Origin of the sequence: Pseudarthrobacter siccitolerans (genome assembly GCF_001046895.1) — a bacterium.
GTDB classification, from domain to species: Bacteria; Actinomycetota; Actinomycetes; order Actinomycetales; family Micrococcaceae; genus Arthrobacter; species Arthrobacter siccitolerans.
The window spans coordinates 77,388-103,682 of the sequence record NZ_CAQI01000025.1; the positions used below are offsets into that span (position 1 = coordinate 77,388).

Here is a 26,295-nt window from a genome sequence, read left to right on the forward strand (position 1 = left end):
GAGAAATGCCTAACGAAATGAACAAAGGTCCGCTCGCTGGACACCGTGTGCTGGACTTCACGCAGCTGATCGCGGGTCCCTCGGCCGGTGTGATGCTTGCTGATCTCGGGGCCGAGGTGATCAAGATCGAACGCCCGGAGGGTGAACTGGGGCGGCGTGTGGGTCCGGAGGTGGGGATTCCTGCTATCTTCGCCGCGTATAACCGCGGCAAGCGGGCGCTTGCGGTGGATATCAGGACTCCTGAGGGTCGCGAGATCGTCAAAAGGCTTATCGCGTCCAGTGATGTTCTTTTGCAGAACTTCCGGCCCGGGGTGATGGATCGGCTCGGTTTCGGTTATGAGGCGGTAAAGGCATTGAATCCCCGCATTGTTTACACGTCGTTGTCCGGGTATAACCCGGACGGTGCTGGAAGGAACTTGCCTGGCACAGATGCGGTATTGCAGGCACAGTCCGGGTTGATGGCGATAACGGGGCCTGAGGATGGCGAGCCGTATAAGGTCGGTATCCAGGTCGTTGATGCGGCTACCGGGCTTGCCATTGGCCAGGCTATCCTCGCTGCCCTGCTTCAGCGGACGTCTACCGGCGAGGGTGCTCACCTGCGTCTGTCACTGTTCGAGGTGGCGACCTATGTGCAGAGCTCTGCGTTCGCGATCGCTTCGCGTTTTGGTGAAGAGGTTGAACGTGGGGGCAACACTGCTGGTGCTCTGGGTGCTCCGACGGATATGTTCGCCGTTGCTGACGGATATTTGCAGGTGGTCGCTTACTATCCGGATCAGTGGAGGAAGCTGTGTGACCTCCTGGAGATTCCCGAGGTCCATGACGATCCTCGTTTCGTCACCAATGCGGATCGGATTGCCCATAAGAAAGAACTCAAGGACGTTCTCGCGCCGATCTTTGCCCGGAAGGGGCGGGCGGAGTGGGCCAGGCTGCTGGGTGAAGCGGGCATCATTGCCGGGCCGGTGCGCTCCCACCTGGAGATCGTCGGTGACGCTGAACTGCGCGGTTACGGAGATTTCGCGTGGGTTGATAACGACATGACCGAGCCGCATTGGCTGCCGTCCACACCGTACCGCTCCAGCGCGTGGGACCGGGTCGCTTCATACCGTCCGCCGCGGCTGGGCGAAGACACGCTGGAGCTTCTGGACGAGATCGGGTTCGCGCCTGAAGAAGCTCAGGCGCTTCAGGAGCGGAATATCATTTACGCACCGAGCAAGGAGAGCGTGTGAGCCCTCGAGTGTTCGCCAGTATTGACGAGTTCGCATCGCAGGTCGGCAATGACCTTGGAAGCGCCGACGGGCCCGTCATTACGCAGGCAATGATTGATGAATTTGCCGCCTTGACGGGCAGCGACGACTGGATTCATACCGACCCTGTCCGGGCAGAAAGCAGCCGGTTCGGCGGAACGCTCGTGCACGCTGACCTGGTCCTGTCGATGATCCCGCGCCTGATTGACCGGATATTCAAGGTGGAGGGGGTAACCCTCGGGCTGATTTACGGCAGTGAACGGGTGCGGATCACGCGCCCGATCCCGGTCAATTCGCGGCTGCGGCTCCACGCTTCGATGCTCGACGCGACCGACAAGGGCGACGGCACACGGGTGACGCTGAAGATTGTCGTAACCCTTGATGATCTCGTCCAGCCCGTGGTCATCGCCGAGCCGGTGTACTGGTATTCGAATGCTCCAGAACACGGGCAGGAAGTTGCCGAACCTGCCCCCGCCGACACCGCCGTTCTGGTCGAGCGCGTAGTGACGATGTTCCAGGAGGCGATACCTTCTGAGCGTGGAGCGACCCTGGAAGACCAGCGTGAAGGATTCGAGGCGGTCCTCGCTCAGCTGCCCGTCCGACACGAGGCATCCGTCACTGCAGCGACTTACGGCGGGGTAGAGGGGTACTGGGTACAGGCGGCCGGTGCTTCAGAACACCGGATTGGTCTCATGCTGCACGGCGGCGGGTACGTCATGGGTTCGGCGAAGGGGTACTGCGCGTTTGCCGCCGAGGTGTCCCGGGCAATCGACGCGCGGGTCTTCGTGGTCGAGTACCGGCTCGCGCCGGAGCACCCGTTCCCGGCAGCGGTCCAGGATGCGCGACACGTGCTTGCCGCGGCGATCAATGAAGTCGGAGCGCGGTCATGCTTCGTGATTGGAGACTCCGCCGGTGGGGGCCTGATACTGAGCTCTCTCGTTGAATTACATCGCGTTGGGGCGCCCGTTCCCTCAAGCATCGTCCTGGTGTCCCCGCTCGTTGACCTGACGGTCAGCAATCCCAGCTTCGAAGAGCTGGCAGGCATCGACCCGCTCTGCGGGCAAACGGGTACCCGCCGGAACGCGGCACTCTACCTCGATGGTCAGGGTCCCGAAGAGGCTCCGGCAGCGTTTCCCATGCTGCTGGATCTTAGCTGGCTGCCGCCCACGCTGTTGCTCGTGGGAAGCAGGGAAGTCCTCCGGGACGACTCGCGCAACCTGGCCGCCAAGCTCCGCCGCGAAGGCGTGCATGTCGAGTACAAAGAGTACGCCGACATGGTCCACGTCTGGCCTCTGTTCGCATCGTTCCTGCCCCAGGGGCAGCAGGCACTGGAGGAGATCGGTGCGTTCGTCAGGACGCAAGTATCTAACCAGCTATCCCCAACTAGTCAGTCCTCCGAAGCGTGATTCGAATCGCTTCACGACGAAAGGTATCCCATGGGAAACGAAGCGCCGGCAATCGCCGGAGATCTCTTTAGGAACGTCCTCGGTCACTATCCCACCGGGGTATCCATCGTTACCGCCGACGTGCCCGGCAGCGGGCCCGTGGGCATGGTTGTGGGCACCTTCAACTCTCTGAGCCTGGACCCGCCCCTGGTCTCGTTCATGCCCGCAAAGTCATCAACGAGCTGGCCAAAGATCCAATCATCGGGATCGTTTTGCGTGAACGTCTTAGGTGCCAGCCAAGGAGAACTGAGCCGTCAGTTCTCCGCCCGCGACGGGAAGAAATTCGAGGGCGCTGACTGGCGGCCGGCCCCAACCGGATCCCCCATTCTGAGCGGCGTGACCGCATGGGTGGACTGCACGATCGAGCAGGTCTTCGACTCAGGCGATCACGAGATCGTGGTCGGCAGAGTAATTGACCTCAACGTTGAGTCCGACGAGCTGCCAATGACGTTCCTGCGCGGCCGCTTCGGGCAAGTGCACCTGCCCGACCCCACGCCAGGAAACGGTGCGGGCGCAACCGCAACGGATGACTCCTCAGCCAAACTCGCCGAAGAAGTCGCCGAACTGCTGGGCCTGAACGCCTTCGAGGCACGTGCCTGGGCCGAGACCCGCGAGCAGGTCATAGAGCGGTTGCTGGTCGGGTTCCTTGAAGTTCTGCTCAAACGCTTCGACGAACGGGTCGATGCCGCGCAAACTCCCGAAGCACAACTCGAGGCACTGGTAAGAGTGTCACTGGACACCCTGCGCGAGTACGCCGCCGCTGCCATCATGTTTCAAAGCGAACGAGCAAGCCTCACGCTCGGCGCCTCAAAGCAGCTAAAAGGCCTCGAAGAAGACTTCCGTAACCGATGGACAGCAGTAATCCACCACGGCAAAAGCAGCGGAGCGTTCTACGACGCCGATCCAAGAATGGCGCAGCAGTTCATCTGCGACTCCCTGTTCTCAATCGCCCGATGGTTCCGAGACGGAGGCCGCCTGAGCCGCCCCGAAGTCGAGGACGCATTCACCACCTTCGCCCTCAACGTTGTCCGCCCATCAGACCTTCGACAGACGCCCTAGGCCGCAGGGTACAACGGAGGAAATGAACGAGAACTTCCTTTTCCAATACACCCTGAAGTGACCAGCGTGGCCGGCCCACTGCGGGACCTGCGGGCAGCGCAATCGGTCGGCCACCTCGCTTGCCTGCCCGGACCGTTCGTCACCGCGGTTCGCGGGCAGCCATTATCACGGACCAATAGTCCGCGACACGAACGGTGTCACGTGACGATGATCTACCTACTACTTCCTGGAGGAAACACAGGTGTTCGAATCATTCAGAGCCGTCATCACCGAGGTGGATGAGGCCGGGGTCTCGACCTTTCGATCCGTCGACACGGTCGAGCCGATCCACGTGCGGACACCGCTGACGGAGACCAAGGAACGCACGGGGACCATGTGGCAGATCTGGGGCACGCCCGATGGAGATGCCAGCCTGCTCGACCCGGCTGTTCCCGTCCTATCTCCCGGCTTCCCAGGTCCCGGAGGGACCCGGTTCGCGGTCTTCTCGATCCCACCTGATTCCTGGGCAACCGATCGGTCGGAAAGCACGACGGCCTCTGGCGACCATCTCGGCATCGCGAACTCGCACGAGGTCGATCCAGAGACTGGCGACGCGGCCTTCCATGCGACGGCTTCGATCGACTACCTGTGTGTCATCAAGGGAGAGCTGGTGCTGGAGCTGGACGAGGGTCGGCGCGAGACGCTGACGCCCGGGACCTGCTTGGTGCAGCGAGGCACCAACCACGCCTGGCGAAATCTCGGCACGGAGCCTGCGGTGCTGGTGTCCGTTCTTGTCGGAGCGCATCGCGAGGCGACGCCCGCACCGTAAGGCGCGAGACGACTCATCGTCACGGATGCGTCGTCTCGCGTCGGGCTGCGCGAGCAGGCGACCCTATCCCAGCGTTCTTACTCAGCTGGTCCCGGCCATCTGAACGCCGCATCGCCACGTTGGTGGCGATGCGGTGTAAAGGGGTTCGCGAGCAGATGCATCCGGGGCGGTGTACGGCGTCAGGATCACGGTCTATAGCCTTGAGGACCGGTGTAGGCACGGCCTTCTCGATCCACCGCGTGTCGTTGGGGTGGTAAGCCACAGACGAGAGGTCGGCCAGTTCTTCCTGCCCGTTCGATCCGAGCTGCAGCAGACGTCGTCGACGAGAGAGCCGACCATCGGTGACCCATTCGGAGCGAACCCCAGGCCCGACGGCACTCCAGGAACGTCGGCCACGTCCTCGACTGGACCGTCCGACATGAGGCGACAGACCTTACGCCTTCTCATGTCCGAAAACCATAGCGCCGTCGTGCCAGCGGGCCGCCTCGAGTTAGCCGAGGTCATACCGACGGGCCCTGAGGGTCCGGCGGAAGGGCTCACAAGCTCCAAGAGCGATCATCACGCACATGCGCGTGATGACGTCAGTCCCTTGGGGGGCTCATCGGGATGCTGTGCCGAAGGAAATTCAACCACGTCGTGGCGCCGGCGGAGCACCTCGCGTGATGCGGGGCTGACGCGTTCGGTGCCTCTGGGACATCGGGCCGTGACGCTTCCTCTCGATCTCCAGGACTCTGCGGAGGTCGTCCCAGAGTCCGCCGATGAACTTTCGACGGACTTCACTAAGCCAGGCGTCCGGAGCCACGGCGGTGATCCATTTGAATCGGCAACAACCGTCGCCCGGATTCACGACCCGACCCGCTGGACACGACGGTGCGCAAGGGACCGTCGTGTCCGGTTCTCCCCGATGAAGCCGAAGAGACGCGCAGATCCGCTGATTTGTAAATGATGGCCACGGGGATGAGCCCACTCGCCACTAAGGCCGACTTCTCAAAACACGTCCATTAATGCGGAGAAAGCGCGTCCTGACATAGCGAGCCGAAGATACCTATGACTGCGGCGACACCGCGCCCTTGACCTCTTCGGCGACCTTGCCCAGCTCGCGCACGAACGTGCGGGTCTCGCTCTCGCTCGCCGCCGCCGACACCATGTAGACCACGCGGTCGAGGCCCATCTCGACGTATCGATCGAGGTAGTCCAGGCGGCCTAGGTTTAGTGTGATCTCCATGGTCTTGCCTACGGCTGCCGCACGCTCGCGCAGTTCGGTGACGCGGTCGCCGAGGCCGTCGAACGTGTCATCCGAGTGCCCGGGAATCCAACCGTCCGCGTGACTGAGCGCCCGGTCAAGAACGGTCGGACCCATGCCGCCCATCAAGATCGGCGGATGAGGCTGCTGAACGGGCTTCGGCCACTGATAGATCGGATCGAAGTCGACCTGCTTCCCGTGATATTCAGCCTGCTCGTTGACCCAGATCTGCTTCATCGCCTCGAGACGCTCGAGCATGAGGCCTGTCCGCCTCTTCGGATCGACGCCATGATTTTCAAGTTCCGCCATGTTCCACGGGGCGCCTGCGCCGACCCCGAAAAGGAACCGTCCTTCCGTCAGACGATCGATCGTGGCAATCTCCTTCGCCAGGATGATCGGGTCTCGTTGCACGACCAGACAAATGCCCGTCCCCAGCTTGAGGGTCGACGTCACCGCTCCCATCATCGCCAAGGTCGTCACCGGATCGTAGTTGCGGTAATACTCGCGAGGTGGTCCGCCGGCGACTGGCGACGTGTCGAACTTTCGTTGTTGAGCGCCGCTGGCCGTGCCGCCGTAGGCAACCTTGTCCTCCTCTCGAACGCGCGACTGCGCAGGCACGTGCGAGTGGTCGGGCAACCAGATCGACTCGATACCGTTGTCCTCGACGAGTCGCGCGAAGTCCAGTGGAGGATATGTCTCGTCGGTGTTGTAGAACTTGATGCCGGTCTTCATGCGATCGTCTCCTCAGTCATGCCATTGTCAGTTCGTTCGGTCACGACGGCGACCTGCCGATCGCGACGGTTTGGAATACGGTCCCGATCGGCCAACGCGAGAGCTACCTCGATCTCCTGGTACGACAGGTTCGTACTGTAGGCAGGCGATCCTGGCTGATGCCCCCAGGAGTCGGTGATCGAACCTGAGTAGAAGGGGTCGAAGCCCGTATCATTTACGAGTCCCCTGGCAACCTCGCGGTCGGTGTCGCGATCGGCAGCCACCGCGATCGCAAAGCGCGCTGGGCTAGCCTTCTCCGTACCCTTGGCCGCCAACGAACCCGACCCGATAGCGTTCCGCGTCTTGGCGACAGGGCGTCCAAGCATCTCGGACACCCATACGCTCCCGACCTGTCCGTCATCGATGGCGGCGATACAGCCGTCACGCACGGGGTAGTAGTTCGATGTGTCGATCAGCACCGCGTCGCCGGCGATGCGGCGCAACAACGGGGCAACCCCCACCATGCGATTGAGAGGAATCGAGCTGACCAGCACCTCGACATCCTCCATCACCTCATCAGCCACGACAGCTCGCGCCCCAGAGACGAGGATCTGCGGGTCAATGGTCGCCGGCCCCCCCGAATTGGCGACCATTGCATCGTGCCCCGCCGCGCTCAACTTCCGCGCAACGGTCGAACCGATCGTACCCGCACCCAGGGGTTGGAACATTCGGTGTGTCCTTCGGGTTTCGTCGGCTCTGACAGGATCCTCAACGTGGTGATTCCGCTCACTAGACGATAGTGGGGCTTGGGTACGATGTCAAGATTCGTGAATACGATGTCAAACAGCGGACGGGACTTCGCGAGGGGTGCGCGCGAAGCACCCTCAGTGCGTCAAATTAGAACGCCCGTGAAACGGCGACCGTCGTGGCATGGGAGGTGAGTTGTCGATCTCGAGGCGGGTGGTGATCACGGCGAAGTACGCCAGGGCGTTTGTGACGGTGTCGTGCTGGCACGGACCCTTCCTGGATGCCGGGCACCGGGCCCGCGGCCGCTGCGAGAACCGCATCAAGACGCTGAAGAACATCGGGCTGGACAGGCCCCGTTCTGCCTGAGAAGCCTGTGACTGTAGCCGAAAGGATGCATGACCAGCATCGGTTGCTTGAATGGAGTTCGTCTTCTTTGCCATATCCGATGCAGTCGATGTTGAGCTGGATGCCGGAGCAATTCCGGCAGGAGGGAAGGCCATCCGTACGACCGGGCACCACGCCGTCGTGATCGCAGGCGCAGGTTCCGCAGGTTCTTTTGACCTGTTCGTAGCAGTAGCCGCCGATTCCGCCGTCGGGCGCCAAACGCCGGCTGCCCGTATCGATGAGGTGCCGGGTGCCGTCGAAGGCGGGTCTCCGGGCGTCGGCGCAATGCGGCTGAAACAGCCAGACGATGCCGGCTGTGTCACCGAAGCCCCGGAAAGCTTCGCTGTTGACGGGGGAGTTGAGGTTCTTGGCGAGGGCCAGGATGCACGTGGTCGGGTCGCGGTGGAGGTCGCGGGGCGGAGGCGAGGGGCCGGTTGTTGAGCTCCCGGATGGCCGCGGTGACCCTTATCCTTGCTCGCTGCGCTGCCGGACGGGCTGCTTGACGGGGCCCGGGAGACGGCTCCCGCGGACACTCCTGCGGCCTTAGCGACGTCCCGGACTGCCGCTCACGCCATTTCCTTATCCTTGCGCAACCAGTGACGTAGGTCTTCGCTGCCCGCCCGGCCGGTCCGTGCGGCGGTGGGTTTCCCAGCATGGTTGTCCATCCACCGAGCATGTCAGTGAACGGCTGAACCGGGGCAAAGCAGGCGGTAGGTTGCTGCAACCAGTTGGCCGCTGGACCGCGCCACCTATGATGGCTGCATGACGGAACATGCCCGGGAAGAGGTTGCCGGAAAGCTCGAACAGGTGATCGCCGCCCAGCTGCGGCACTACCGCACCTCCCAGGGCCTGTCCTCCGGCGAGCTTGCTGCCCGTACCGGGATGTCCAAGGCGATGATCTCCAAGATCGAAACAGCCAGTACGTCGTGTTCCCTGACCACACTGCAGCGCCTCGCCGACGGGCTCAAGATCCCGGTCACCGCGCTGTTCCGTGGCGCGGACACGGACCGGGATGCCACCTTCACCAAGAGCGGCGAGGGCAGCCTCACCGTGCGCAGCGGCACCCAGCACGGGCATGAATACCGTGTGCTGGGTACCTTGAAGGGCCGCACGGATGCGCTGGAGCCCACCCTGGTGACGCTGACGGACGCGTCGGACGTTTTCCCGCTCTTCCAGCATCCCGGCACGGAATTCATCTACATGCTCACCGGCCGGATGGTGTACGGCCACGGCCAATATGAATACACCATGGAGCCCGGCGACTCGCTCCTGCTCGACGGCGAGGGGCCCCACGGACCGCTCGAACTCCAGGAACTGCCCATCCGGTTCCTGGCCGTCGCCGCCAAGTAGGGACAACACGGCTCCCGGCAGCAATGGCCGGGATGCGCTGAAGCGCGCCCTCGGGCTCCGGGCCTTCCCGGGACATCCAGAATTAACAATTCCTGCGCTCGCTTGAAACAGACCTTTGACTACTGTGGTTCAACAAGGTTTCATATCAAGTAACAGCAAGCGAACAGGACAGTTCCGATGACTAGTCTCGCGACACCTGAAGTTCCAACAGAAGTACCAGTGGCCCAAAGCGCCGGCCGTAGCTCCCTGGCAGACATCGCCAGGGCGCACGACGTCCGCTTCCTCCTGGCCACGTTCGTGGACATGACGGGCAAGCCCTGCGCCAAGCTGGTCCCCGTGGAAGCCGCCGATGAACTCGAAAACGGCGCCATGGGTTTCGCCGGCTACGCCGCGGGCCTGATGGGGCAGAAACCCCAGGACTCCGACCTGATCGCCATTCCCGATCTCGCGTCCTTCACCCCGGTGCCCTTCATCAAGGAGGGCCTGGCCATCATCCACTGCGACCCGCATGTTGACGGCAAGCCCTGGCCCTACGCCCCGCGCGTGGTCCTGAAAAGCACCCTCGCCCGCCTGGCAGAGAAGGGCATGCAGGCCAAGGTGGGGGCGGAGGTTGAATACTTCCTGGTGAAAAGGAACGACGACGGGACGCTGAGTACCGCCGACGACAAGGACGATTCGCCCCGCCCCTGCTACGACGCCCGCGGCGTCACCCGCATGTACGACCACCTCACCTCCATCTCCGATGCCATGAACAGCCTGGGCTGGGGCAACTACGCCAACGACCACGAGGACGCCGCCGGCCAGTTCGAGCAGAACTTCAACTACGCGGACGCCCTCACCACCGCTGACCGGGTGGTCTCCCTCCGCTACATCCTGAACATCCTGGCCGGGCAGCGCGGCATGACCGCCACGTTTATGCCCAAGCCCTTCACTGACCGCACCGGCACCGGACTGCACTTCCACCTGTCCCTGTGGTCAGGTGCCGAGGCACTGTTCCCCGCCGGGGGAGCGGACGACGGCGGCCGCGGCCTTGGGCTTTCCGGCCTCGCCTGCTCCTTCATCGCCGGCATCCTGGACCACGCGCCCGCGCTGCAGGCCTTCCTCGCGCCCACAGTGAACTCCTACAAAAGGACCGGCGCCACCACCAGCTCTTCCGGTGCCACGTGGTCGCCGCGAAAGGCATCCTTCGGCGGCAACGACCGCACCCACATGATCCGGGTGCCGGACAACAAGCGGATCGAGCTCCGTTCCGGCGACGGTTCGGCCAATCCGTACCTCGCCATCGCCACGGCCATCGCCGCCGGGCTGGACGGCGTGGAGAAGTCCCTCGACCCGGGCCAGCCGTCCGGGCCGGGGGAGTCCAAACCCGACGCGCATCTCCTGCCGGCCACGCTGCTTCACGCGGTGGAAGCGCTGCGGAAGGATCCCGTGATCCTGGCCAGCCTCAGCGGTGATCCGGCCATCGGCAGCTACTACGCGGACGCCAAGGAAGAGGAGTTCCTCAGCTGGCACAACCAGGTCAGCGACTGGGAAATCCGGACCTATTTGACCTCCATCTAACCTGGCGTCCATCCCGCCGCCCTATCCGACCCACTACCCACCCACGCAAAGGACCACCATGTGCGGAATCGCCGCGCTGCAGCTGCGCAACCCCTCGCTGCATCCCCAGATGGGCAGCCTGCTGTCCTCGATGCTCTGCCAGATCGTGGACCGCGGACCGGACTCCGCCGGCCTCGCCGTCTACAACACCCCCGGCCTGGTGTCCCCCGGGACATCCACACTGAGCCTGCTCGGCAAGGACCAGGGAATGACGACGGCGGCCATCACCGCGGGCGTCGCCGCGCTCCTTCCCGCGGATTCAGCTGCAGCCGCCCGCGTGGTGGGCGATACCACCCTGGTGAGTGCCGCCGTCGGGACTGACCTGCTGGTGAAAGCAGTCAGCGAAACCCTGCCCGCCGCCACCATCATTGGACGCGGCGAGCACGTGGCCGTGATGAAGAGCGTGGGCCACCCCATGGAAATCGCCGCCGAGCATGGACTCGAAGCCATGGCCGGAAGCCAGGGCCTGTCCCACACCCGGATGGCCACCGAATCCGCCGTCACCGCAGGCGGCTCCCACCCCTTCTCGGTCGCCGACGACCTGTGCCTGGTCCACAACGGCTCCTTCTCCAACCACGCCACCGTCCGCCGCGAACTCAAGCGCGAAGGCGTGGTGTTCGATTCCGAGAACGACACCGAAGTGGGCGCCCGCTACGTCGCCTCCCGGCTGAAGCAGGGCGACACCCTCGAGGAAGCACTGGTGAACCTGGGCAAGGTCCTGGACGGCTTCTACACTCTCGTGGTCACCACGGCGGACAGCATGGCCGTGGTCCGCGACCCCATTGCCTGCAAGCCCGCCATCATCGCCGAAACGGACGACTACGTGGCCATGGCCTCCGAATACCGCGCCCTGGCCGGCCTCCCCGGCATCAACAACGCCCGCATCTTTGAACCGGAACCCGGAAAGGTCTACACATGGTCACTCTGACAGCCCCCGAAGCCCCCACCGTTGACGCGCTGACGGAAACCAGAGTTGACCTGGCCGCCAGCACCGTCCGCGAACTCAACCAGGCCATCCACAACGCTGAGGATGGACAGGCCTGGACCGTCACCAACCCCGGCGGCAAGCACAGCCTGGCCGTCGGCATCGACGCGGACATCAACGTGACCATCGAAGGCCACGCCGGCTACTACGCAGCCGGGATGCACCAGAAAGGCCATGTGACCATCAACGGCAATGCCGGTGTGGGACTAGCCGAGAACATCATGTCCGGCCGGGTCCACGTCACCGGGGACGCCTCCCAGTCCGCGGCGGCCACCGGCCACGGCGGCCTGGTGGTCATCGACGGCAACGCCGGCGCCCGCTGCGGAATCTCCATGAAGGGCGTGGACATCGTGGTGGGCGGCAACATCGGCCACATGTCCGCGTTTATGGCGCAGGCCGGCCGGCTGGTGGTCTGCGGCGACGCCGGTGACGCGCTGGGCGACTCCATCTACGAAGCACGCCTTTACGTCAAGGGCACGGTGGCCTCCCTCGGCGCCGACTGCGTCGAAAAGCCGCTGCGCGAAGAGCACCTAGCCGAACTCGCGGAACTGCTGGCCGCCGCCGGACGGACCGACAACCCGGCCGACTTCAAGCGCTACGGCTCAGCCCGGAACCTTTACCACTTCCACGTCGACAACTCGACGCAGTACTAGGAGCTCCCATGACCATCACCTCCGTACCGCTTCCTGCTGAAGCACCTGTGCAGAGCCCTCCCGCACCAAACCCTCCTGCACAGAGCCTGGCCGGGCTCGGCCTGCGCGAGTCCGCCACGTTCGACCGCGCCACCATCGCCGACATCCAGCGCGCGGCCGCGACCGGCGTCTACGACATCCGAGGCTGGGGCGCCAAGCGCAAGGTCCCGCACTTTGACGACCTGCTCTTCCTCGGCGCCTCCATGTCCCGCTACCCGCTGGAGGGCTACCGCGAAAAGTGCGATACCGACGTCGTCCTCGGCGACCGGCACGCCACCCGCCCGCTCCACCTGCAGACCCCGGTGACCATCGCCGGCATGAGCTTCGGCGCCTTGTCCGCGAACGCCAAGGAAGCGCTGGGCCGCGGCGCTTCCGAGGTGGGCACCTCCACCACCACGGGCGACGGCGGCATGACGCCTGAGGAGCGCGGCCAGTCCAAGCACCTCGTGTACCAGTACCTGCCCTCCCGGTACGGCATGAACCCGGACGACCTGCGCAAGGCCGACGCCATCGAAATCGTGCTGGGCCAGGGCGCCAAACCGGGCGGCGGCGGCATGCTCCTGGGCCAGAAAATCACTGAACGCGTGGCCGGAATGCGCACCCTGCCGGTGGGCATCGATCAGCGCTCCGCCAGCCGCCACCCCGACTGGACCGGCCCGGACGATTTGGAAATCAAGATCGGTGAGCTCCGCGAAATCACCGACTGGAAGACCCCCATCTACGTCAAGATCGGCGCCTCCCGCCCGTACTACGACACCGCACTCGCCGTGAAGTCCGGCGCTGACGTGGTGGTGGTGGACGGCATGCAGGGCGGAACCGCCGCCACGCAGCAGGTGTTCATCGAGAACGTGGGCATCCCCACGCTCGCCGCCATCCCGCAGGCCGTCCAGGCCCTGCAGGAGCTCGGGGTCCACCGCAAGGTCCAGCTCATCGTCTCCGGCGGCATCCGGACCGGGGCGGATGTGGCCAAGGCCATGGCCCTCGGGGCTGACGCCGTCGCCATCGGCACCGCGGCGCTGATCGCCCTCGGTGACAACGACCCGCGGTACGCCGCGGAATACTCGGCGCTGGGCTCCGCCGCCGGTTTCTATGACGACTTCCAGGACGGCCGTGACCCGGCAGGAATCACCACGCAGGACCCGGAACTGGCCTCCCGGCTGGACCCGGTAGCCGCAGGCAAGCGCCTGGCCAACTACCTCCGCGTCCTCACCATGGAAGCCCAAACCATTGCCCGGGCCTGCGGAAAGTCGCACCTGCACAACCTCGAACCCGAGGACCTGGTGGCGCTGACCATCGAGGCCTCCGCCATGGCCCGTGTGCCGCTGGCTGGCACCTCGTGGATCCCCGGCCAGGGAAGCTTCTAATGCCTGCAGCCCCTTCTGACACGTCAGACTTTGTGGTGGTGGGCGCCGGCCTCGCCGGCGCCGCCACCGCCTGGCAGCTGGCAGCCCGCGGCCACCAGGTCACGCTCCTCGAACGAAGCATCCCGGCCGCCCACGACGGCAGTTCCCACGGCTCCGCCCGCATCTTCCGCTACGCCTACCCGGACCCCTTCTATACCCGGGCCGTCCTGGAGTCCAAGGCGCTGTGGGACGGGCTGGCTGCAGCGTCCGGAACCTCCCTGATTACTCCCTTCGGTGCCGTGGATTACGGCCCGGAGCGCAATCCCCGGCTGCTGGCCTCGGTGCTCGCTGGGGAAGGGATCGAGCATGAACTCCTGTCCCCGGCCGACGCCCGGAAACGCTGGCCGCAGATCGCCTTCGATACCGAGGTCCTCTGGCACCCCGGGGCGGGGGTGATCGACGCGGAAGGCGCCGTCAACGCGATGATCAGCCTCGCCGTCGGGCACGGCGCGCGGCTGCTGACCGGCTGGGAGCTGCAAAGTGTGGAGCGGACGCCCGCCGGTTACCGGCTGCGCTCGTCTTCGGGTGAAACGGTGGACGCCGGCAACGTGGTGATCAGCGCCGGCGGCTGGCTGCCGGGACTGCTGGGACAGTTGGCCCTTCCCGCCGGTTTTTTGGCCCGGCTGCCGCAGTTCACCGTCCGGCAGGAGCAGGCGTTCCACTTCAAATACAGGGATCACGACGGCGGTGCTGCTTCAGGCGGCACGGGCCCGGAGGCCACGGCCTGGCCCACGTTCATCCACAAGGCAGCCGACATCCAGGCCTACGGCCTTCCCGGCGGACGGGACGCCGGTTTCGCCGGGCAGAAAGTGGCCGAGTACAACGGCGGGAAGCTGATCCCGTCCGCCGTTGAGCAGACCGGCGAAGTGGACCCGGCCAACCGGCGCCGCGTGGTGGACTACGTCCGCCGCTATCTTCCCGGCCTGGACCCCGAACCGTACGCCGAAACCACCTGCCTGTTCACCAACACTCCCAACGAAGACTTCGTCATCGACCGCGCGGAGAACCTGACCGTCCTGTCGCCCTGTTCAGGGCACGGCGCCAAGTTCGCGCCCCTGATCGGGCTGTGGGCCGCGGACCTGGCCACCGGCACAGGGGCCGTTCCCGGCCGGTTCCGGATGGCGTCTCCAACAGCCTTGACCACCTAGAACGGATACCAGTGAGCCTTCCACAGACACTACCCACGGCGGAGGCCCTGCCGTCCGCCGGAACCAGCGCATCCACGGTTACCAGCCTGCTGCAGGACATCGCCACCATCGGCACGGATGCATCGCGGGGCGGTTACTCGCGGCCGGTGTTCTCCAGCGCCGAAACCGACCTGAGGACCTGGTTCATTGAGCAGGCCGAACGGCGCGGACTCGACGTCTATACCGACCACAACGGCATCATCTGGGCCTGGTGGGACACCTCCGCCGGCACGCGGAAGGATGCTGTGGTGACGGGCAGCCACCTCGATTCGGTCCCGGGCGGAGGCGCGTACGACGGTCCATTGGGGGTCGCCTCGGCGCTGGTCGCCGTCGACCTCCTGAAGGCCCGCGGGTTCCGTCCCCGCAGGCCCCTGGCCATCGCCGTCTTCCCGGAGGAGGAGGGCTCCCGGTTCGGCGTGGCCTGCCTGGGCTCCCGGCTCCTGACCGGTGAACTGGACCCGGACAAGGCCCGCCGCCTGAAGGACCCGGACGGGAACACCTATGCGGACGTCGCCGCCGCGAACGGGCAGGACCCGCGGCTGATCGGCGCCGATTACAAGGCCCTCCAGCAGCTGGGCCTGTTTGTGGAACTGCACGTGGAACAGGGCCGGGGACTGGTCGACCTGAACCAGCCCGTGGCCATCGGCTCCTCCATCCTGGGCCACGGCCGCTGGAAGCTGAGCATCAGTGGCCAGGGCAACCACGCCGGCACCACCCTGATGGCGGGCCGCAAGGATCCGATGATCGCCGCGGCCAAGATCATGGTCAGTATCCGCGACACCGCCAGGAAGTACCGGGACGCGCGGGCCACTGTAGGCAGGATCCAGCCGGTTCCGGGCGGAACGAACGTCATCGCCTCCCGGGTGGACCTCTGGATCGACGTCCGCCACCCGGACGACTCCGTCACCGCGGCCCTGGTCGAGGCCATCCGGCTGAATGCCGAAATCTCCGCCGCGGAGGAGGACTGCCAAGCCAGTCTCACCACGGAATCGCTCAGCCCCACAGTGCATTTCGACGCCGGCCTCCGGGACCGGCTGAAGGAACTGCTGCCCGCCGCACCGGTCCTGGACACCGGGGCGGGGCACGACGCCGGCGTGCTGAGTGCACACATCCCCACCGCCATGCTGTTCGTCCGGAACCCCACAGGCATCTCACATTCCCCGGACGAACTGGTGGAGGACTGGGACGCGGAGGAAGGCGCTGTGGCACTGGCGGACTCCCTCGTGGGGCTGCTCGGCGAGGCCCGCGCCGTCGGCCAGGGCCGCCGTCGTCAGTCCCGCTTGAATCCCGCCTGAATTCCCGCCGCAGCCCTTAGTGCCGGACCCGGTAGTTCATGAGCACGCAGCCTCCGCCGAGGACGCGTGACTCCTCGAGTTCGAGGGTGGTCCGCCGGGGTTGGGGCGGGAAGAACGGAGCCCCGGACCCCAACAGGACCGGATGCACGTTGAGGCTGATCTGGTCGATGATTCCCGCTTCGAAGAAAGGAGACGCGAGCTCCGCGCCGCCCATCAGGCAGATGCCCTTGCCCGGCTGCTCCTTGAGCTGCCTGACGAACCCTACGGCGTCTGCGGGGACCAGCTTCACTCCAGGCGGAGGTTCCGTCAGGGTGCGGGAGAAGATGTACGTGGCCACGTCTGGAATGCCAGTGCCCTCGTTGCTTGCGGACTCCCCGCCCATGCCCTGGGCTGCGGCGAATTCCCAGGTCTTCCGGCCCATCAGGACGGCATCGACGGTTGACCAGTACTCGGCCATCACCTCCGCTACGTCATGGCTGAAGTGGAGCCAGTCGATGGCGCCGCCGCTGCCGGCGATGTAGCCATCGAGGCTGCACGCCGCACCGTAGGTCACGGTCCTCATCCGTCGTTCCTTTCCCTGCAGTGCCCCCAGAAAAACAGTAGGCGTGGGCCGGCAAGTTTGGCTACAGCGGTCTTCCCCCAGCCGCGCCGGTACCACTGATACCCGCCTGACTCCTGCTAGTGCTGGGACTGCTGAAACTGGTGTGTGAACGACTGAAACCATCATTTAACACACCGGAAACCTAGCCCAAAATCGCCGCCATACAGTTGGAGCACGACGGCAATAGCCATCCTCTGCTGAACGCGGTACCTACCCCGCGTCCCTCCCGACGGAGCGGCTCTGACGGCAATTTACCGTTCTCTCTTCGCATCACGAAAGGGGTTTCCCATGGATTCGGGAAATGTCGCTTGGATTCTGGCCAGCTCGGCGCTGGTTTGTATGATGATCCCCGCTTTGGCCCTGTTTTACGGGGGCATGGTGGGGTCGCGCCGCATCCTCAACATGATGATGATGTGCTTCGGCGGCGCCAGCCTGGTGGCCGTCCTGTGGGCGCTCTTCGGCTACTCTATGGCCTTCGGAAACTCGGTAGCGGGCATGGGGCTCATCGGGGACGTCACCGAGTTCCCCGGCATGGCGCAGCTGCTGCCCGCGGATGAGGGGGCCTCCATCCCGGTGATCCTCTTTGCCGCGTTCCAGCTGTTCTTCGCCTGCGTTACCACGGCACTGGTTGCCGGAGCCGCAGCCGGCCGGATGAAGTTCGGCGCGTGGATGCTGTTTGCCGGCATCTGGGCCACCATTGTCTACTTCCCCATCGCGCACTGGGTGTTCGCCTTCTCCTCCGCTGACGGCAGCGTGACCGGCGGCTGGATCGCCAGCGGCATCAAGGCAATCGACTTCGCCGGCGGCACCGCGGTGCACATGAACGCCGGCGCTGCGGCCCTGGCCCTGGCATTGGTCCTGGGCAAGAGCTCCGGCTGGCCCAAGGTGGAACACGCCAAACCGCACAGCCGCCCGCTGGTACTGGTGGGCGCGGGCCTGCTGTGGGTGGGCTGGTTCGGCTTCAACGCCGGCTCGGCACTGTCCGCCGGCCAGTCGGCGTCGGTGGTTTTCCTGAACACCGCCGTTGCTGCTTCCGCCGGACTCCTCGCCTGGGCCCTCGTGGAACGGCTCCGGCACGGTGCCGCCACCAGCATGGGCGCAGCATCCGGCCTGATCTCGGCACTGGTCGCCATCACCCCGGCCTGTGGTTCCGTCAGTCCGCTGGGCGCCGTGGCTATCGGCCTGATTGCCGGCGCCGTCTGCTCGCTGGCCATTGAGCTCAAGTTCCGGCTCGGCTTCGACGATTCCCTCGACGTGGTGGGCGTCCACCTGGTTGGCGGCATCCTCGGAACCCTGCTGATCGGCCTGTTCGCCACCGACGCAGCCCCCAACGCCGTCAACGGCCTCTTCTACGGCGGCGGCGTTCAACTGCTGGGCGTCCAGGCCCTGGCAACCGTCACGGTGCTGGTCTACTCCTTCGGCATCACCTGGATCCTGGCGAAGATCCTGGACAAGACGATTGGCCTGCGCATCAAGCCCGAGGACGAAATGCGCGGCATCGACCTGGCAGCCCACTCCGAGCTGGCCTACCTGACGGACGAGGATCCGGTGGAGCTTGGTTCGCCGCAGCGGGCCTAGCGTGCAGTAAAGAATTCCGGGTGGGGGCGCCCGGGATACGAGTCAGGCGGAGGGCCAGGCCTTGGACCGGTGCCAGCAGCAGCTGGCTTATAGTTCCAGGGTTTGGCCCTTTGTCGTGCCTGTCGGCGTTGCTGGTTAAGGCTCGGTGCTGGTTACGGCTCGCTGCAGACCAGGATGCCGTCGTGCACCTCGAGCACCGCCGCCCGGACGTGGCTGAGGCGGGTCTTCGGGTCAGGTGCCATGGTGCCGATGTCCTCGCCGCCCCAGTGCGGGTGGGTGAAGTAGACCAGCAGCGCCCGTTCCGTGCCGTCCTCCTGCGGGGGAAGCGGAACCACGTCAGCATGGCGTCCGACGACGGGCCGTCCGTCCACCGACTCCGGCGCCGTGAGGATGAGCCCGCCCAGGTGGTCCTGCCGGATCCAGCCGCCCGCACCGTCTTCCGTACGGTACACGCCCTGGCCGCGCCACTCGTCCACGATCATCCAGAACGTCCCGTCCATCCGGAAGACCTTGGGCCCTTCATGTGGACGGCCCGGGATGGTGAGTCCTTCAAGAACCCAGGACGACGGATCCTCCGGGGTGTCGCTGACCGCGCTGTAGGTGGTCGATCCACGGGCTTCGTCCTTGTACCAGAGCCGGTACCGGCCGTCCCCGCACCGGGCGACGGCGGCATCGATGACGCGCGGCGAGTCCAGGTCGATGGCGCCCAGGTACTCCCAGGTGGCCAGGTCCTGGCTGGCGAACTGGACGATGGACGCGGTCCCGGTCCAGTCCGTCCGCACCCCGCCGAGCACCGTCAGGTACATTATCCACCGGTCGCCGATCCGTACGACGTCGGGAGCCCAGAGTGTGGCGGGGAGTGCAGTGTCCGGCGGGACGAGTCCCTCTACGGTGCCTTGGTAGGTCCAGTTGAGTCCGCCGTCGGAGGACCGTGCCACGCCGATGGCCGTGCCGTGCACCCACTCCACGCCCGTGAGGCCAGGGGCTGTGGCCCGGCGCTGCGTGTAGAACAGCACCCACTCGCCGGTGAGGTGGTCCGGAACCAGGATGGGGTCGGTGGGGCCGTCCCAAACGGGGTCGCGGTAGGGCGTGCCCAAGGCATCCGGGCGCAGGGGCGGAAGGGCCGGGGACGCGGAGGTCTGCTTGGTGGCCTGCTGCTGGGGCACAGTTTCTCCAACGTTGTAGTTTGTTGTGGAGACCAGCATATGTCCATATTCACGACGCGCAAACGCATCCTCGCTGCGCAGATTCCCTGACGCTGCGCGGATATGGGCCGCGCCCGGGAATATGCGCCTCGGAATGGAACGTGCGCCTCGAAAATGCCGGAATGCAGGCCGCGCTACTCCTGGAACAGCCCGGCCAGGTCTTCCGCCGTGATGGCGCCGCCGGCCAGGGCGTCGCCCTCCATCACGTCGGCGAAGAGCTGCGACTTCCGGGCCTTCAACGCCATGACCTTTTCCTCGATGGTGTCCTTGGCCACGAGCCGGTAGACCATAACGTTCCGCGCCTGGCCGATCCGGTGCGTCCGGTCCACGGCCTGCGCCTCCGAGGCCGGGTTCCACCAGGGATCCAGCAGGAACACGTAGTCGGCTTCGGTGAGGTTGAGGCCGAAACCGCCGGCCTTCAGCGAGATCAGGAACACCGGGGCGCTGCCGTTCTTGAACTCACTGACGACGTCGGCGCGGTTGCGGGTGCCGCCGTCGAGGTAGCAGTACTCGATTTTCTCCTCATCCAGCCGCTCGCGGACCTTACCGAGGAACCCGGTGAACTGGCTGAAGATCAGGGCGCGGTGCCCCTCCGCCACCAGGTCCTCCAGCTGCTCGAACAACACGTCCAGTTTGCTGGAACGGACCGACGTCAGCGCAGGGTCCACGAGCGAGGCGTCCAGGCTGAGCTGCCGCAGCAGGGTCAGCGACTGGAAGATGGTGAACCGGTTTTTGTTGACGTCCTCGATCAGGCCCAGGATCTTCTGCCGCTCCCGCTGCAGGTGTGTCTGGTACACCTTCTGGTGGCGCGGGTTCAGCACCACCTCCAGGATCTGCTCCTGCTTCGGCGGCAGGTCCTTGATGACCTGGTCCTTGGTGCGGCGCATCATCAGCGGACGGACCCGACGGCGGAGCTTGTCCAGCTGCCCCTTGTCGCCGTTTTTCTCTACCGGCTTCTGGTAATACTCCGCGAAACGCTTGGGGCTGGAGAACAGGCCGGGCGCGACGATGGAGGTGAGGGCCCAGAACTCCATCAGGTTGTTTTCCAGCGGCGTGCCGGTGATGGCCAGCTTGAAGGTGGCCGGCAGTTTCCGGGCGCACTGGTACGCCTTGGACTGGTGGTTCTTCACGAACTGGGCCTCGTCCAGCACCAGGCCGGACCAGGTCCTGGACGCGTAGGCCTCGTAGTCAATCCGGAACAGCGCGTAGGACGTGATCACGATGTCCGCGCCGGCGAGGGCCTCGGCCGGGACCTGGCTGCTCTTGGCGAAGGTCTCGCTGATGGCGTGGACTTTCAAGCCGGGGGCGAACCGCGCCGCTTCCAGGGCCCAGTTGCCCACCACACTGGTGGGGGCCACCACCAAAAAGGGAGCGCCGGCGTCGGGCGCTGAAGCTGGGGTGCCGGAACCCAAGGTGACGGGCGCCTCCGCAGCGGCACCAAGGGCCAGTTCCTTCGCCGCGCACATCAGCGCGAGCGCCTGCACGGTCTTGCCCAGGCCCATATCGTCGGCGAGGATGCCACCCAGGCTGTGTTTGTACAGGAACGTGAGCCAGTTAAAGCCCTCCAGCTGGTAGGGACGCAGCTCTGCGTTGAGGGTGGAAGGCAGCGGCAGGCCCTCCACGCCGCCTTCCAGCAAACCGCCCACGGCCGATCGCCAGGCCGCCGCCTGCTCGTCCACGATCCCCAGCTGTGCCAGCTCATCCCACAGGCCGGCCTGGAAGCGGCTGATCTGCAGCGGCGCATCCTTGTTGTCCTGCAGCGAGCGCGCCTCCTCGATCAGCGCGCGGAGCTGGTGGAGCTCGGGCAGGTCCAGGGAGAAGTATGCGCCGCTGGGCAGCAGCATTTTGGTCTGGCCGGCGGCGAGCGCCGAGAACACTGCGGCGAAGGACACCGGCTGGCCCTCGAGCGAAATCTGGATGCCGAGGTCGAACCAGTCGCGCTGCTCGGTGGCCTTGGTGGAGATGGAAACCACGGGCGCTTCCTCGGCCTCGCGGTAGTCGGCGATCTCGCCCACCGTGTCCACGTCGACGTCGGGAGCCTCGCGGAGCCGGGGGAGGACCTCCTCGGTGAACGCCAGCGTGTCCAGGCCTTTCAGCTCCACGGATGCCGCAAGCCGGGGAGTGCCCCAGCCGCCGGTGGCGGATTCACCCAGGGTAGGCACCACTTCCCACGGCCGGCCGACGCCCTCGAGGATGCGTGCTTCGGCGGTGTCGTCACGGTAACCGTGGTCGCCGGGGTGCCGCCACAGCGGCTGGGCGGTGACCAGGTTCCCCGTTTTGTAGTGCCACTCCCAGTGCAGCCGGAGCCTGTGGTCGGCGCCGTAGTTTGCGAGCAGTGACAGCGTGGGGACGGCCAGTGCGGGCAGCGAAACGGACTCGTCCCGGGCCGTGACCCGGGCAGTCTGCTTGAGTTTCGGATAGAAGCCGGTGAGGAAGCGCGTCTCGTCCTTGGCGGGGATATGCAGGGTGCTTCCGGCGGTGACAAACGCCAGCAGTTCCTCACTCAGGCCGCCCTCGAGCGGTGCGAGCGTGATGATTCCGTCCGGGTCGGGGACTCCCGGCAGGGAGGCTTCGCAGGAGGTGAAGAAGATGCCGTGTGCTGGCCGGCCGATGGTTCCCACGGCGGCGGGATCAACGTCGTCCCCCTCCACGGTGATGGTGGGCGCGAGCTCCAGCCCGCCGTCGGACGCCTGGTCCTTGGCTGGTGTGCCATGGTCTTCTGCGCGTTCACCCGCCGGGCTTTCCTTCGCGGGGTCGCCATTCGCCGTGGAGCCATACCGTCCGAGGTTAAGGCCGACGGCGGCGGGGGACTCCGCGAGCCGCACCGGTTCGCTGCCCTTGGAGTGGACCAGGGCCAGCCCGATCTTCCCGGCATCCGTGAGCAGGCTCCACAGGTTCTTTCCTGAGTAAGTGTTCAGGCCCAGCCACAGTCCGGTGGAATTCTGCATCCGGCCGGCGGACGCGGAATGGGCGGCCAGGAACTCCTGCATCCACTCCACGTGTGCCTCGTTGCATTCGCGCCGGAAGTTCAGGTAGCTCAGGGTGTTCCAGGAGACGTCGCCGCGGATCCACTTGCCCTTGGCTCCCATGATCACGGGACGGGCCTTGAGCTGGCGGACGCTGCGGAGCGGATCGCGCCGTCCTGTGTAGGAGAAGTGCGGGGCCGGCTCCTCCACCTCGAACTGGAGTGCCAGCGGGACGCCGCCGGTGGAGGGCGCGGCCCCTGGCTGGGAGATCAGGGGGCTGAGCGCCTTCTCCCAGTCTGAAACGGCCACGGACGGCTCACGCGAGACCTGGGTGGCGGTGGCCGGCGAGAGGAGCTGGACGCGGGTGGCCGGGTTGTCCTCGGCTGCAAAGAGCAGCGCTGCAACGTGTTTGCAGTCCTTCCGGACCGGGCAGCTGCACACGCCCACGGTGCAGCTCCAGCCGCCGGCCTTGCGGACCAGTTTGGCAGTGGTGGAATAGGGCACGTCCGCGCCGCCGCGGACTTTGCCCAGCATGAGGCCTGTGGCGGGGTCGAACGAGATGCCAGAGACACGGCTGCCCATGGCATACGCCAGTCCGGCCGCAAGGGAACGGTCGTTAATGGCGGGGGTCTGTATTGCCAGTGCCGTACTTTCGTCCGGGTGGGATGGAATGGTGCGCGCTACTTTCAACACGCCGCGGCGGGGCCGGGGCCGGTGGTTGGTATCTGATCCATCTTAGTTCGCCGGCAGGGGAGCGCGTGCCGCGGTTCCCCGAGGGCGGACGGCAGGTGAGGAGGGGCTGGACGCGGAAAGGGCGGCTCCGCGGATACTCTTCGCCGGTACCTCTTGCTGGCTTCCGTCTCAGTCCCTAGGATTGAGACCGGACTCACATTCTTGGACAAACAAACCGCAGCCACCCGGGCCAGCAAACGCCCCACAGAAAGGCCGACATGAGCACTGACGCTTCACGGCGGCGCGACGTCACGGTCGCCGACGTCGCCAAGGCCGCGCAGGTATCCAAAGCCCAGGCAGCCCGGGCACTGGGGAATTACGGCGCGGTCAGCGACGACGTGCGCGAACGCGTGCTGGCCGCCGCCGAAGAGCTGAACTACCGCCCGAACGAGCTCGCACGCAGCATGAACACCGGGAAGTCGAACACCATCGGCGTGGTGGTGGGCGACATCGAAAACCCGCACTTCGGCCTGGCGACCCGGGGGATCACGGACACTGCCAAAAAGAGCGGCTTCAACGTCATCCTGGTCAACACGGACGAGGACACCGCAGCGGAAGTGGACGCGGTCAAGGTCCTGCTGGACAAACGTGTGGACGGGCTGATCATCGCGCCGGCGTCGTCAGTGGATACCGGACACCTGGAAAGTGTCCACAAGTCGGGGCGCCCTCTGGTGCTCCTGGACCGGAAAGCCCCGGGGCTGGACGTGGAAACGGTGGCAGTGGAAATGGAGGGAATCTCATACGAGTCCACCACCCATCTGATCCAGGAAGGGCACCGCCGCATAGCCTTCATTTCCACCATCCGGATGGACGAACCCTACTTCGCCGGCCTGCCGCTGGACTCCTCACAGATCGCCGACCGGCGGGACGGCATGAAGCGTGCCTTTGAGGAAGCAGGACTTCCCCAGCCCGAGGACCTGGTCCGGCTCAACGCCGGCGGCCCGGAATCCATCAAAAAAATCACCCGGGAACTGCTGCAGCAGCCTGATCCGGCAACGGCGATCATAGCCTCGGACGGGCTCATCGGACTCAGTGTGGTTGAGGCGATCCAGGACCTGGGCCTTTCGATCCCGGACGACGTCTCGTTCCTGATGTATGACGACTTCGCCTGGACCCGGCTCACCACCCCGCCGCTGACCGTCATCGCCCAGCCCGTGTACGAGATGGGTGTTGCCGCAGCTGATGCCCTTATCCGCCAGATCCAGGGAAGGAAGGCACCGGCCGCCGCCCCGGAATTTGCCGCGACACTGGTGAAGCGGGGATCAGTGGGGCCGGCCGCCAGGCACTAGTCCCGCAAACTTCGCCTGACGTTCATTTCCCCCTCAACGCCTTGGGTGCCTCGCGGACGTAGCGTGAAAAGCGTTCGAGCACCACCCGCGACAGCAGTGAGGATTGCCATGATCACCAGCCAGCAGCCCGTCGTCCTGACCAGCAGCAGCATCGCTTCAAACGACGAGGACGTGGTGGAAGCCAATGTCGCCATCGTGGATGCCATGCATACCGCCCTGCTCCGCACCGAGGAGATGTCACCTGTCGCGGTGCGCAGCTACTACGTGGACTTCTACCTCAGCCAGGCACTGGAGGGCGGCTTTGCGCAGTACGTGTTCACCGCCGTCGACCGGTCCGAAACGGACACCCTGATCCGCGAAGGCATGGCGGGAATGGGCGCAACCGCCCACCTCGACCTCTTCAACCGTGCCGTTGAGGCCTTCGATGGCCTGTCCGAGGAAGACGAGGAGCACTACCTCGACGGCGGCCTGGACGACTCCGAGGAAACGCCCGACGGCGTCCTCCGGATGGAGGAGCTCGACGGCGAGTTCGAGGAACTGCTGGAGAGCGAAAACATCACCTCCCTCAACGCGGCATGGCTCCGCGGCCAGGCCGAACTGCTGGTGCTGGACGACGAGGAGATCGGCGCCTGCATCGAGCGTCTCGCCAGCCAGATCCCGGATCTGCCGGAACGCCAGGCGCAAGCGGACGCCGAGGCCCTGGAGGATGCCCCGGACTTTGAGATCATCATCCGCGAACTCTGCAGCATCGCCGGATACGAGCTCATTAAGATCACCATGGGCGATCCCAACTACGTGCACGACGGCGACAAGACCCTCGCCTGGCACTTCTCCACCGACCACGGCGACTTCCTTATGGTCGAGGACGACGACGAGGCCTTTATGATCAACCCCGAAACCCAGGAGATCGTGGCGGCGGTGGAGTTCGAGGAAGCCGACGGAGCAATGATCGACGCCTAGCCGGTCCGGCGGGGGGCCGGCAGCGCGCTGCGGGCTACTGGTTGTCCTGCCAGCTGTTCTGCTCCAGTGCTGCTGCCAGGATCGCGAGCAGTCCGTCATCCACCTGATCCTCGGAGGTGAGGCGGACCCGGCGGGTGAACGGATCGTCGGCCCGGGTCTTGACCGCTTCGATCCGGCTTTCCGCCAAGGCATCGGGTACAGAACCGCCGGGCACAGCGGCACCGAACCGGAGGGTCACGTCCACTGCGTTGTTCGTGGTCCTGGTGACCTGGGCAAATTTCCGCCGCCGGCTGTGGAGCGATACGTAGCCCTTCCGCATCTGGATGCCGACGCCTTCGGTGGCAGCTGCCCACGTCAGGATTGCGTCGGCGATAGGCCTCAGGTGCGGATGGTTCGCGTACTGTCCGTCAATCAGCTCGTCGGCATCGCGGAGCATAAAGTCGGGGTAACCGAACATTTCCCAGGACACCGCGTACTGGGCGTACCCGGTCACTCCGAATTCGTCACGCATCCACGCGCGGAGCCCGGCGTCGTTGTGGATGCCGGCGGCGCGGGCCTTCGCGGCCCAGTACGCGGTGTCCTTGCCGGTCTTGCGCATCAGGAGGGCTTTGTTGTTGTCCACCATCAGCTGCCATGTGCCGGCTCTTTTCTGCGGCTCGGGGGTTGTGGGCATGGGGGTTGCGGCCATGCTCCGATCGTAGCCCCGCCGGGCCTGCCTCCCCGCCTGCACGCTGCCCCCGGCCCCGACGCCGAAAAAAACATTGTGCGTGCCGTAACCTTTCCGCCGTCCTCGGCGATGTAGGAGGTGATGG

The 26,295-nt window shown here is 65.5% G+C and carries 22 protein-coding genes; 16 read left to right on the plus strand and 6 right to left on the minus strand.

What is annotated here, in order from left to right; all coding sequences use genetic code 11:
- The first annotated feature begins 5 nt into the window (after window positions 1-5).
- From ARTSIC4J27_RS00830 to ARTSIC4J27_RS00845, 4 genes are all read left to right on the plus strand, one after another.
- Complete coding sequence (locus ARTSIC4J27_RS00830; RefSeq protein WP_161799514.1) at window positions 6-1,226, plus strand: CaiB/BaiF CoA transferase family protein; 1,221 nt, start codon at window positions 6-8, stop codon at window positions 1,224-1,226.
- Entirely contained in the window at window positions 1,223-2,650 is a 1,428-nt protein-coding gene (locus tag ARTSIC4J27_RS00835; RefSeq protein WP_050053317.1) for an alpha/beta hydrolase fold domain-containing protein, read from the plus strand. The genes ARTSIC4J27_RS00830 and ARTSIC4J27_RS00835 overlap by 4 nt, the downstream gene beginning before the upstream one ends.
- Before the next feature lie 30 nt (window positions 2,651-2,680).
- Window positions 2,681-3,748: a flavin reductase gene (locus ARTSIC4J27_RS21970; protein WP_083435240.1), complete on the plus strand. Its 1,068-nt coding sequence runs from the start codon at window positions 2,681-2,683 to the stop codon at window positions 3,746-3,748.
- 241 nt (window positions 3,749-3,989) lie between these two features.
- On the plus strand, window positions 3,990-4,556 hold the full coding sequence (locus ARTSIC4J27_RS00845; RefSeq protein ID WP_050053318.1) for a cupin domain-containing protein: 567 nt from the start codon (window positions 3,990-3,992) through the stop codon (window positions 4,554-4,556).
- A gap of 1,045 nt (window positions 4,557-5,601) precedes the next feature.
- Here the strand turns inward: ARTSIC4J27_RS00845 and ARTSIC4J27_RS00850 are convergent.
- Window positions 5,602-6,531, minus strand: a complete 930-nt coding sequence (locus ARTSIC4J27_RS00850) for an LLM class F420-dependent oxidoreductase (RefSeq protein WP_050053319.1) — start codon at window positions 6,529-6,531, stop codon at window positions 5,602-5,604.
- Window positions 6,528-7,238 (minus strand): NADPH-dependent F420 reductase, encoded by a 711-nt coding sequence (locus ARTSIC4J27_RS00855; RefSeq protein WP_050053320.1) that lies wholly within the window; start codon window positions 7,236-7,238, stop codon window positions 6,528-6,530. The genes ARTSIC4J27_RS00850 and ARTSIC4J27_RS00855 overlap by 4 nt, the downstream gene beginning before the upstream one ends.
- A 202-nt stretch (window positions 7,239-7,440) precedes the next feature.
- Here ARTSIC4J27_RS00855 and ARTSIC4J27_RS22870 point away from each other — a divergent pair, with 202 nt between their 5' ends.
- From ARTSIC4J27_RS22870 to ARTSIC4J27_RS00895, 9 genes are all read left to right on the plus strand, one after another.
- Complete coding sequence (locus tag ARTSIC4J27_RS22870; RefSeq protein WP_152683737.1) at window positions 7,441-7,623, plus strand: hypothetical protein; 183 nt, start codon at window positions 7,441-7,443, stop codon at window positions 7,621-7,623.
- Between the two features lie 51 nt (window positions 7,624-7,674).
- Window positions 7,675-8,082, plus strand: coding sequence for a hypothetical protein (locus tag ARTSIC4J27_RS22660; RefSeq protein ID WP_050053321.1), 408 nt, complete (start codon window positions 7,675-7,677; stop codon window positions 8,080-8,082).
- 321 nt (window positions 8,083-8,403) lie between these two features.
- The gene (locus ARTSIC4J27_RS00865) at window positions 8,404-8,991 is read left to right on the plus strand and encodes a helix-turn-helix domain-containing protein (protein WP_050053322.1); all 588 of its coding nucleotides are present in this window, start codon (window positions 8,404-8,406) and stop codon (window positions 8,989-8,991) included.
- A 177-nt stretch (window positions 8,992-9,168) separates the two neighbouring features.
- Window positions 9,169-10,551, plus strand: coding sequence for a type III glutamate--ammonia ligase (gene glnT, locus ARTSIC4J27_RS00870; protein ID WP_050053323.1), 1,383 nt, complete (start codon window positions 9,169-9,171; stop codon window positions 10,549-10,551).
- Between the two features lie 58 nt (window positions 10,552-10,609).
- Window positions 10,610-11,518 (plus strand): class II glutamine amidotransferase domain-containing protein, encoded by a 909-nt coding sequence (locus ARTSIC4J27_RS00875; RefSeq protein WP_050053324.1) that lies wholly within the window; start codon window positions 10,610-10,612, stop codon window positions 11,516-11,518.
- Window positions 11,506-12,228: a GltB/FmdC/FwdC-like GXGXG domain-containing protein gene (locus ARTSIC4J27_RS00880; protein ID WP_050053325.1), complete on the plus strand. Its 723-nt coding sequence runs from the start codon at window positions 11,506-11,508 to the stop codon at window positions 12,226-12,228. The genes ARTSIC4J27_RS00875 and ARTSIC4J27_RS00880 overlap by 13 nt, the downstream gene beginning before the upstream one ends.
- A gap of 8 nt (window positions 12,229-12,236) precedes the next feature.
- Complete coding sequence (locus ARTSIC4J27_RS00885) at window positions 12,237-13,631, plus strand: FMN-binding glutamate synthase family protein (RefSeq protein WP_200900729.1); 1,395 nt, start codon at window positions 12,237-12,239, stop codon at window positions 13,629-13,631.
- Entirely contained in the window at window positions 13,631-14,818 is a 1,188-nt protein-coding gene (locus tag ARTSIC4J27_RS00890; RefSeq protein ID WP_050053326.1) for an FAD-dependent oxidoreductase, read from the plus strand. The genes ARTSIC4J27_RS00885 and ARTSIC4J27_RS00890 overlap by 1 nt, the downstream gene beginning before the upstream one ends.
- Window positions 14,819-14,829: 11 nt before the next feature.
- Entirely contained in the window at window positions 14,830-16,152 is a 1,323-nt protein-coding gene (locus tag ARTSIC4J27_RS00895) for an allantoate amidohydrolase (protein WP_083435241.1), read from the plus strand.
- Window positions 16,153-16,168: 16 nt separating this feature from the next.
- On the opposite strand, the gene ARTSIC4J27_RS00900 is transcribed toward ARTSIC4J27_RS00895, so the two are convergent.
- Window positions 16,169-16,714, minus strand: a complete 546-nt coding sequence (locus ARTSIC4J27_RS00900; RefSeq protein ID WP_050053327.1) for a dihydrofolate reductase family protein — start codon at window positions 16,712-16,714, stop codon at window positions 16,169-16,171.
- A gap of 327 nt (window positions 16,715-17,041) precedes the next feature.
- Between ARTSIC4J27_RS00900 and ARTSIC4J27_RS00905 the strand changes: the two genes are divergently transcribed.
- A complete protein-coding gene (locus ARTSIC4J27_RS00905; RefSeq protein WP_050053328.1) occupies window positions 17,042-18,331 on the plus strand; it encodes an ammonium transporter in 1,290 nt (429 codons plus the stop codon).
- A gap of 152 nt (window positions 18,332-18,483) precedes the next feature.
- On the opposite strand, the gene ARTSIC4J27_RS00910 is transcribed toward ARTSIC4J27_RS00905, so the two are convergent.
- On the minus strand, window positions 18,484-19,497 hold the full coding sequence (locus ARTSIC4J27_RS00910) for a glycoside hydrolase family protein (protein WP_050053456.1): 1,014 nt from the start codon (window positions 19,495-19,497) through the stop codon (window positions 18,484-18,486).
- A 173-nt stretch (window positions 19,498-19,670) separates the two neighbouring features.
- On the minus strand, window positions 19,671-23,174 hold the full coding sequence (locus ARTSIC4J27_RS00915) for a DEAD/DEAH box helicase (protein WP_050053457.1): 3,504 nt from the start codon (window positions 23,172-23,174) through the stop codon (window positions 19,671-19,673).
- Window positions 23,175-23,452: 278 nt separating this feature from the next.
- Here ARTSIC4J27_RS00915 and ARTSIC4J27_RS00920 point away from each other — a divergent pair, with 278 nt between their 5' ends.
- Complete coding sequence (locus ARTSIC4J27_RS00920; protein WP_050053329.1) at window positions 23,453-24,523, plus strand: LacI family DNA-binding transcriptional regulator; 1,071 nt, start codon at window positions 23,453-23,455, stop codon at window positions 24,521-24,523.
- 108 nt (window positions 24,524-24,631) lie between these two features.
- Window positions 24,632-25,483: a DMP19 family protein gene (locus tag ARTSIC4J27_RS00925; RefSeq protein WP_050053330.1), complete on the plus strand. Its 852-nt coding sequence runs from the start codon at window positions 24,632-24,634 to the stop codon at window positions 25,481-25,483.
- Window positions 25,484-25,517: 34 nt separating this feature from the next.
- On the opposite strand, the gene ARTSIC4J27_RS00930 is transcribed toward ARTSIC4J27_RS00925, so the two are convergent.
- Entirely contained in the window at window positions 25,518-26,171 is a 654-nt protein-coding gene (locus tag ARTSIC4J27_RS00930; protein WP_235436470.1) for a DUF5655 domain-containing protein, read from the minus strand.
- Between the last annotated feature and the right edge of the window lie 124 nt (window positions 26,172-26,295).